Source organism: Micromonospora deserti, from assembly GCF_003236335.1.
Classification (GTDB): domain Bacteria; phylum Actinomycetota; class Actinomycetes; order Mycobacteriales; family Micromonosporaceae; genus Micromonospora; species Micromonospora deserti.
The window spans coordinates 1-8,367 of the sequence record NZ_POUB01000263.1 but is presented as its reverse complement, the minus strand read 5'-3'; the positions used below and the strand labels follow the sequence as shown (position 1 = coordinate 8,367).

Annotated in this window: 8 protein-coding genes; 3 read left to right on the top strand and 5 right to left on the bottom strand. The window is 75.6% G+C overall.

Going from position 1 to position 8,367, the window contains the following annotated elements:
- The first annotated feature begins 2 nt into the window (after positions 1-2).
- Positions 3-386: an RICIN domain-containing protein gene (locus C1I99_RS26100; RefSeq protein WP_325049238.1), complete on the top strand. Its 384-nt coding sequence runs from the start codon at positions 3-5 to the stop codon at positions 384-386.
- A 2-nt stretch (positions 387-388) separates the two neighbouring features.
- Here the strand turns inward: C1I99_RS26100 and C1I99_RS26095 are convergent, their stop codons facing one another.
- Positions 389-1,693, bottom strand: a complete 1,305-nt coding sequence (locus C1I99_RS26095; protein ID WP_111136841.1) for an MFS transporter — start codon at positions 1,691-1,693, stop codon at positions 389-391.
- 53 nt (positions 1,694-1,746) lie between these two features.
- Here C1I99_RS26095 and C1I99_RS26090 point away from each other — a divergent pair, with 53 nt between their 5' ends.
- Positions 1,747-2,763: a GlxA family transcriptional regulator gene (locus C1I99_RS26090; RefSeq protein ID WP_111136840.1), complete on the top strand. Its 1,017-nt coding sequence runs from the start codon at positions 1,747-1,749 to the stop codon at positions 2,761-2,763.
- Positions 2,764-2,928: 165 nt separating this feature from the next.
- On the opposite strand, the gene C1I99_RS26085 is transcribed toward C1I99_RS26090, so the two are convergent.
- The 4 genes from C1I99_RS26085 to C1I99_RS26070 form a co-directional block, all read right to left on the bottom strand.
- Positions 2,929-3,396, bottom strand: coding sequence for a hypothetical protein (locus tag C1I99_RS26085; RefSeq protein ID WP_111136839.1), 468 nt, complete (start codon positions 3,394-3,396; stop codon positions 2,929-2,931).
- Between the two features lie 284 nt (positions 3,397-3,680).
- A complete protein-coding gene (locus C1I99_RS26080; protein WP_111136838.1) occupies positions 3,681-5,636 on the bottom strand; it encodes a VWA domain-containing protein in 1,956 nt (651 codons plus the stop codon).
- Entirely contained in the window at positions 5,636-7,102 is a 1,467-nt protein-coding gene (locus tag C1I99_RS26075; RefSeq protein ID WP_111136837.1) for a magnesium chelatase ATPase subunit I, read from the bottom strand. Before C1I99_RS26075 ends, C1I99_RS26080 begins: the two co-directional genes overlap by 1 nt.
- Before the next feature lie 10 nt (positions 7,103-7,112).
- The gene (locus C1I99_RS26070) at positions 7,113-7,739 is read right to left on the bottom strand and encodes a TetR/AcrR family transcriptional regulator (protein ID WP_111136836.1); all 627 of its coding nucleotides are present in this window, start codon (positions 7,737-7,739) and stop codon (positions 7,113-7,115) included.
- A gap of 83 nt (positions 7,740-7,822) precedes the next feature.
- Here C1I99_RS26070 and C1I99_RS26065 point away from each other — a divergent pair, with 83 nt between their 5' ends.
- The gene (locus C1I99_RS26065; protein WP_111136842.1) at positions 7,823-8,278 is read left to right on the top strand and encodes a GNAT family N-acetyltransferase; all 456 of its coding nucleotides are present in this window, start codon (positions 7,823-7,825) and stop codon (positions 8,276-8,278) included.
- Positions 8,279-8,367: the final 89 nt, after the last annotated feature.

The window sequence follows — 8,367 nt, the reverse complement described above, 5'->3', positions numbered from 1 at the left end:
CGGTGGCGGCGCGGATGGCGGGGATGCACCCGCAGACCCTGCGCCAGTACGACCGGTTGGGCCTGGTGCAGGCCGGCCGGGCGGCCGGTGGCGGCCGCCGGTACAGCGTCCGGGACGTGGTGACCCTGACCAACGCCGCCCACGGGCAGTGCCTCGACGTCGAGGGCGGCAGCACCGACGACGGGACGAAACTGCTGCAGTTCCCCTGCCACGGCCGGGTTAACCAGCAGTGGCGGCTCACCCCGACCGGCACCGGCCCGGTGCTGCTGGTCGCGGTGCACAGCGGCAAGTGCGGGCAGGTCGACGACGGCGGCACGGAGGCCGGCGACGACGTGGAGCAGGTGCCCTGCTCGGGGGCCGTCGAGCAGCAGTGGATCGTCGGCTGACCTCAGTCGCGGTAGCGCCACCCGGTCGCCACGGCGGGTGCGGGAACCGGCACGGCCACCGGCGGCCCGCCCCGCCGCCCGCGCAGCAGCAGCGACAGCACGGCCGCGCCGATCGACAGCGCCCCGGCGGCGTACCAGGCCAGGGCGTAGTCGCCGAGCCGGTCGCGGACCAGCCCGGCGCCGGTGGCGGCGAGCGCGGCGCCGACCTGGTGGGCGGCGAAGACCCAGCCGAAGACCACCGCGCCGGCGGCGCCGAAGTACTCCCGGCACAGCGCCACCGTCGGCGGGACCGTGGCCACCCAGTCCAGCCCGTAGAAGATGACGAACACCAGCATGCTCGGCTCGGTGGTGGCGGCGAAGAGCCCGGGCAGCACCAGCAGCGATCCGCCGCGCAGCGCGTAGTAGGCGCCGAGCAGCAGCCGGCTGTCCACCCGGTCGGTGAGCCAGCCGGAGGCGATCGTGCCCACGATGTCGAAGAGGCCGACCAGGGCCAGCAACCCGGCGGCGGTGGTCTGCGGCATGCCGTGGTCGTGGGCGGCCGGCACGAAGTGGGTGCCGACCAAGCCGTTGGTGGTCGCGCCACAGATCGCGAAGCCGCCGGCCAGCAGCCAGAACGGCCGGGTACGGGCGGCCTGCGCGAGCGCGCCGACCGCCCGCGCCGCCGCCCCGCCGGCCGGCGGCGCCGCCGGTACCACCTCGGGCGCGCCGTAAGGCGGCAGGCCGAGATCCGCCGGGTGCTCGCGCAGCAGCCAGGCCACCAGCGGTACGACCGCCAGCGCCGCCGCGGCCACCACGAGTGCCGCCACCCGCCAGCCGTGTTCACGTACCAGCACGGCGAGCAACGGCAGGAAGACCAGTTGCCCGGCCGCGCCGCCCGCGGTGAGCACACCGGTGACCAGCCCCCGGCGGCGGACGAACCAGCGCCCGGTGACGGTCGCCACGAAGGCCAGCGCCATCGACCCGGTGCCCAGCCCGACCAGCACGCCCCAGCAGAGGATCAGCTGCCAGCTCGCGGTCATGAAGACGGTCAGCCCACTGCCCGCCGCGACCAGCAGCAGCGCGACGGCGACCACCCGGCGGATGCCGAAGCGGTCCATCAACGCGGCGGCGAACGGCGCGGTGAGCCCGTAGAGCAGCAGGTTGACCGAGACCGCCGCGGAGATGGTAGCCAGCGGCCAGCGGAACTCGGCGTGCAGCGGGTGCAGCAGCACCGAGGGGGTGGCGCGGAACCCGGCCGCCCCGACCAGCGCGACGAAGGCGACGGCGGCGACGATCCAGGCGGGGTGCAGGCGACGGTGTCGGGTCACGAAACGAGTCTCACGACGCCGGGCGGCCCACGACGAGTGGCCCGGAAGCCATCATGCGCAATAATCGGGCCATGGCCATGCGCCCGCACCGCATCGCGGTGCTCGCCACCGACCAGGTCGTCGGCCTCGACCTCGGCACCCCCGCCCAGGTCTTCGGCGCCGCCCGCGCCCCCCAGGGCGCCCCGCTGTACGCGGTCGACGCCTGCACCCCCGGCGGCCGGCCGGTCCGCAGCACCGCCGGCTACCAGGTGCTCCCCGAGCACGGGCTGGAACTCCTGGCGGCCGCCGACACGGTGGTGGTCCCCGGCATCCACGGCGGTCCGCCGATGCGCGAGGGCACGGTCGACCCGGCGGTGGCCGACGCGCTGCACGCGGCGTACCACCGGGGCGCGCGGATCATGTCGATCTGCACCGGCGCGTTCGTGCTCGCCGCCGCCGGGCTGCTCGACGGGCGGCGGGCCACCACCCACTGGGCGTACGCCGACCGGTTCCGTCGGTTCTACCCGGGGGTGGACCTCGACCCGGACGTGCTGTTCATCGACGACGACGCGGTACTCACCTCGGCCGGGGTGGCCGCCGGGATCGACCTCTGCCTGCACGTCATCCGCACCGATCACGGCAGCGACGTGGCCAACCGGGCGGCCCGACGCTGCGTGGTCCCGCCGTGGCGGGACGGCGGCCAGGCCCAGTACATCGAGCGCCCGGTGCCGCGGTCGGCGGACGCCAGCACCGCCGCCGTTCGCGAGTGGGCCCGGCAGCGGCTGCACGAGCCGGTCAGCCTGCGCGACCTGGCCGAGCAGGCCCGGATGAGCGTACGCACCTTCACCCGCCGGTTCCGCTCCGAAACCGGGCTGAGCCCGGCGCAGTGGCTGCTCCAGCAGCGCACCGACCACGCCCGGCTGCTGCTGGAAACCACCGACCTCACCGTCGACCAGGTGGCCCGCCGGTGCGGCTTCGGCACCGCCGCGGCCCTGCGCCAGCAGCTGCACCTGCGCATCGGCGTGGCCCCCTCGGCGTACCGCCGCACCTTCCGCCGTCAGCCCGAAGCGACCGGGCCGACGGGCGGCTGAATCCGCCCGCCATCCCGGCACCGACGCACGGGCGAGCCGGTTCGGCGGCCGGTTCCCGCTGCGCTACACCACCCTGACCGCGCTCGCGTCGTCTCGGCGGCCACGCCGGCGACGCGTACGCCCCCATCGCCGCACGTCTCTCGCCGGCCGGGGCACCCCGCCGGGTCAGCCGGCGCCGCGCAGCATGCGCAGCTGGGCCAGGTGCTTGGGCAGGTGGACGCGGGTGTGCAGGTCGAGGGTGCGGCCCCAGGGCAGCGACCCGTCGACGACCAGGTCGAAACCCTCGCGGAGGTGGGTGTCCACCGGGGTTTCGGCGGCCGGGCCGAGCCGCGCGGCGAGTGTGCAGAGCTTCTGGCTGGTCGCCCGCAGCAGGGCGACCAGCCCGTCCAGCCCGCCGCACTCGGCGACCAGCGCGTCCACCTGGGGGCGGTGGATGGTTTCCAGGTCGTAGTAGGCGTACGGCGCGCCGGCGAGGACAGCCTCGGTCGCCTCGACCATCAGCTCGTCGTTGGCGGCCAGGTGGGCGACGATCTGCTCGGCGCTGAGCTGCCCCTGCGGCGCCGGCCCGAAGCCGCCCGCGTCGACCTCGGCGAGCAGCTCGTCGTACGCCCGCCACAGCCTGTCGACCTCCATCCGCCCAGGCTAGCCGCGATCGCCTGGCCGCCAGGCCGAAGTCGGGCAGGCCGCGCCGGTCGGGCCGGCAGCACGGCCCGGGTGACGGCGGGGCCGGTCCGGGCCACCGGTGTGCGTGGCGGCAGCGCACATCACTCCCCCGCCCGCGGGGCCCGGTCGCACGGACCGGGCAGCTCGACAGGGCCCGCCGCCTGCGGGGCGGCGGCGGTCCTGCCGGGCCGGTGGCAATCCCGCCCTTGCGGCAGGGCGGCCGGGTCACCGGCCCCCGCTGGGCGGCGGCGGGGTCAGCGGCGGCCCCGCCGGGCGCGCAGGTAGTCGGAGACGACGTACTCGCCCAGGTCCTCGGTGTCCGGGGTGAACATCCGGCCCCGGCAGCGGCGGGCCACCGCGTCGACGAAGCGGCGCAGGCCGGGGTCGTCGCCGAGCATGAACAGGTTCAGCGTGGCGCCGTAGCGGGTCAGCCGGTCCACCTCACGGATGGTCGCCTCGATCGTCTCCGGCAGCGGCGGCCAGTGGAACAGCGCCTCCCCGTCGTCCGGGTCCAGGTGCGCGGTCGGCTCCCCGTCGGTGACCACCAGCACCACCGGCTCGGCGTCCGGATGCCGACGCAGGTGCCGGGCGGCCAGCCGCAGCGCGTGCTGAAGATTGGTGCCCTGCTGCATGTCCGGCTCCACGGCCGCCAACTCCTGCTGGCTCAGCGGCGTCGCCTGGCGGCCGAAGCCGACGATCTGCAGCGCGTCCTGCGGGAACCGGGTGGCCATCAGGTGCGACAGGGCCAGCGCGGTCTGCTTCATCGGACCCCACCGACCCTGCGAGATCATCGAGTAGGACAGGTCGACGCAGAGCGCCACCGCCGCCGAGGCTCGCCGCTCGGTCTCCACCACCTCGAAGTCCTCGACCGCCAGCTGCACCGGCACGCTCGGACCGGCGCGGCGCACCGCCCGGGTGAGCGTCCGCACCACGTCCAGTGGCTGCTCGTCGCCGTACTGCCAGGGGCGGGAGCCACCACTGACCTCCCCGGCGGCGCCCGCCGAGCGCAGGTCGTGCTGGCCGCGCGGCCCGGCGGTCAGGTCCGCGAAGACCCGCCGCAACGCGGTGCCGCCGAGCCGGCGCAGCGCCTTCGGGCTCAGGGTCAGCCCGTCCGCGTCGCGGCTGAGCCACCCCTGCCGGCGCAGCTCCCGCTCCAGCTCCCGCAGCCGGCGTACGTCGTCGGCGGCGTCCCGGCCGAGGGTCCGGGCCACCGCCTCGACATCCACGTCGTCCAGGGTGGCTCCCGGGTGGTCCTGGTCGAGCTGGTCGAGCAGGTCGTCCAGCTCGGCGATCTCCCCGAGCGCCCCGGCCGCCTCGCCGTAGCCGAGCGGCTGCTCGCCCCGCACCCGCTCGCCCCGGCCCCAGCGCAGGTCCGGCCGGAGCGCGCGCAGGTTGGCGTCCAGCGCGGACAGCTCCCCGGCGAGCCGGTCACCGAGCGACTGGCGCATCAGGCCGGCCAGCTCCTCCCGCTGGCGGTCCGAGAGCGAGCGCATCAGCCGCTCGCCGGCCGCCGCCCGCCGGGCCAACACGTCGACCAGTTCGTCGACGTCGCGTGGCCGTTCCGGGAAGAACTCCCCGTGCCGGCGCATGAACTCGGCGAACGCGTCGGTGGTGTCCTCGGAGCGGGCGTGCCGGGCCAGCAGGTCGTTGAGGTCGCGCATCATCGCGGCCAGCCGCTGCTGCGCCGCCGGGTCGGCGCTGGCCCGCACCGCGTCGCGCAGGCCGGCGAAGCGCTGGCCCAGCACGTCGTCGCGGAGCCCGTCGAGGATCCGCTGATAGGTCAGCCGGGCCTCGTCGCTGGCCCAGTCGTAGCCGGCCAGCTCCGCCACCGCGCGGGCCGTCGAGCGGGGCAGGTTGTCGAGCACCGCCTCGGCGAACCGCGCGCCGTCGTCGTCGCGCCCGCGCAGCTCGTCCCGTTCGGCGGCGAGCGCCTGGTCGAGCAGCGCACGGGCCCGGGTCACCGTCCCGTCCAGGTCACCCCGGCGCAGCGCCTCCCGGCGCAGCCGGCGGACCCGGGCGGCGAGGTCGTCCAAGCCGCCCCGGCCCTGGGGGCCCCGGCGCAGCAGGTCGCGCAGCGCCTCCCGCAGGCTGCCGCCGGCCAGCACCTCCGCGCCGACCGCGTCCACCGCGGCGCGCACGTCGTACGGGGGCGCGAGCGGGTCCGGGCCGCCGCGCCACTGCCCGTACCGGAACCGGTTGCCGGCCACGATCAGGCCCGGCCGCCGTAGCGGGTTCGGCCGGAGTCGGTGACGTCCTTGCCGAGCCGGCGGGTCAGGTGCAGCCCTTCCAGGACGAACTCGACGCCGGCGGCGGCCTGCTCGGGGCTCGGAGCGTCACCGAGCCCGAGCCGGTCCAGCGCCTTGGCCAGCCCCGGCACGGTGCCCACCTGGCGCAGCAGCTCGGCGGAGCTGACCAGCTCACCGGTCTCGACCGTCCGACCCTCGTCGACCAGCGCGGTGAAGCCGGACAGGTCCAGCCCGGCCAGCCGGGCCCGGAACGTCTCGGCGGTCGCGGTGCGCAGCAGGTGACCGAGAATCTCGATCTCCCGCCCCTCCTCGCCGCTTTCGAACTCGACCTTCCCGCGCAGCGTGGAAGTGACCGGCACCGCGTCGCCGACCCGGGCCACCGGGGCTTCGGGGCGTACCGCCGCGTCGCCGGCACCGGGAGCGAAGCCGGCGGCGAGCAGGCCGGCGCGGCGCAGCGCGGCGGCGGCGACGGTCTCGGCGGCAGCGATGGCGAACCGGGCAGAGACGCCGGAGCGCGGGTCCACCGACGGCGACTCGCGCACCGCCCGGGCGAACCGGGCCAGGACCTCCAGCACGTGCTCGGGCACCTCGGCGACCAGCTCGGCCTCCTGCCGGATCAGGGCCAGCTCCAGCTCCAGGTCGACCGGGTAGTGGGTGCGAATCTCCGCGCCGAACCGGTCCTTGAGCGGGGTGATGATCCGGCCGCGGTTGGTGTAGTCCTCCGGGTTGGCGCTGGCGACCAGGAACAGGTCCAGCGGCAGCCGCAGCTGGTAGCCGCGGACCTGGATGTCCCGCTCCTCCAGCACGTTGAGCAGCGCCACCTGGATCCGTTCGGCCAGGTCGGGCAGCTCGTTGACGGCGAAGATGCCCCGGTTGGTCCTGGGCACCAGGCCGAAGTGGATGGTGTCCGGATCGCCGAGGGTCCGCCCCTGGGCGATCCGGATCGGGTCGACGTCACCGATCAGGTCGCCGACGCTGGTGTCCGGGGTGGCCAGCTTCTCGCCGTAGCGCATCGAGCGGTGCAGCCAACCGACGGGCAGGTCGTCGCCGGCCTCGGCGACCAGCGCCCGCGATGCCGGGGTGAGCGGGTGCAGCGGGTCCTCGTTGAGCACCGAGCCGGCGATCACCGGCGTCCACTCGTCGAGGAGCCCGACCAGCGAACGGATCAGCCGGGTCTTGCCCTGACCCCGTTCGCCGAGCAGCACCATGTCGTGCCCGGCGAGCAGCGCCCGCTCGACCTCGGGCAGCACGGTGTCGTGGTAGCCGACGATGCCGGGGAAGCGCTCGACACCGGAACGCAGCCGGGCCAGGAGGCTGTCGCGGAGTTCCTGCTTGACGGTGCGGGGTCGGTGACCGGCCGCCCGCAGCTCGCCGAGCGTGCCGGGCAGGTCGGCCGGTGGGACCGGGATTACCTGGGAGGGCGCAGTCACCCGCCCAACGCTATCTCAGGATGGGCGCGACGCCCGCCGCGTTCATCGCGGCCGGGGCGCGGACCGGTGCGAGGGCGGCGTCGATGGCCGCGCGTTGCGCGTCGTCGGTGTAGGTTTCCGCGTCAACGGCCGCCAGGGTGTTGAGCCCTTCGACGAGGGCCACCAGCGTGGTGGCCGTTGCCGCGCACCGGGCCGGGCTCCACTCCGGCCGGCACGCGGCGACCAAGCCCCGCACCCGCTCCACGAACGAGCGGTTGTAGCGGCGGTGCAGGTCGGCGAGGGCGGGGTCGGCGAGGGCGGCGGCCAGGAAGGCGATCCACACCCGGGCCTCCTCGCGCTTCTCCTCGGTTTCGGAGGCGGCCTGGAGCAGCACGGACCGCAGCGCGTCCAGGGGGGTGGCGCCGGCGGACTGGGCGGCGTCGGCGCGCTGGCCGGTGCGCCGGTGCAGCAGTTCCCGGGCGTGGACGAGCAGGGCACGCTTGTCGGCGAAGGCGTGCAGCACCATGCCGGTGGTGCAGCCGGCGCGCTCGGCGACCGCGCGCAGGGTCAGGCCGGGCAGGCCGTGCTCGGCGAGCACCGACCAGGTGGCCGCCGAGAGGCGTCGTTGCTGGTCTTTCAGGTCACGGCGTCTGGCCATCCGTCCCCTCCCCCGGACCGGAGCCTTATCGTAGCGTCCGTTACGGTAACACTTGTTACGGGAAGGGGAGGGTGATGGAACGGATCGTCTCGGTACGCCAGGAGCCGTGGGACTCGGCCGACGCGCAACGCCTGCGCGCCGCCCAACGCGTTGAGTTGGACGCCCGCTACGGCAACGACAACCACGAGCCGGGCACGCCGCCGACCGGCGAGAGCGTGCCGGTGTTCTTCGTGGCCCGCGACGGCGACGGTGCCGCGCTGGGCTGCGGCGGCCTGCGGTTTCTGGAGCCCGGCTCGGCGGAGATCAAGCGGATGTACGTCGAACCGGCGGCCCGGGGCAGCGGCGTGGCCACCGCGATCCTGCGCGCCCTGGAGGACGCGGCGCGGGACGCGGACGTCACCACGTTGCTGCTGGAGACCGGCACCGCCCAGCCGGACGCGATGCGCTTCTACGAACGCGAGGGCTACCGGCGGATCGACAACTTTGGCGTCTACCGGGGCGAACCGCTCTCCGTCTGCTACTCCCGCGAACTGCGGTGACCGCGTCGACGGGCCGGTCCGGCCACGGCCGGCGGGACCGGCCGTGGCCGGCCGGTCCCGCCGGCCGATGGGCCGGCGCCCCGTTCACC

Excerpts from the sequence above, each read along its gene's own strand:
- C1I99_RS26090 (WP_111136840.1), top strand. The coding sequence starts at position 1,747 with ATGCGCAATAATCGGGCCATGGCCATGCGCCCGCACCGCATCGCGGTG.
- C1I99_RS26085 (WP_111136839.1), bottom strand. The coding sequence starts at position 3,396 with ATGGAGGTCGACAGGCTGTGGCGGGCGTACGACGAGCTGCTCGCCGAG.
- C1I99_RS26070 (WP_111136836.1), bottom strand. The coding sequence starts at position 7,739 with ATGGCCAGACGCCGTGACCTGAAAGACCAGCAACGACGCCTCTCGGCG.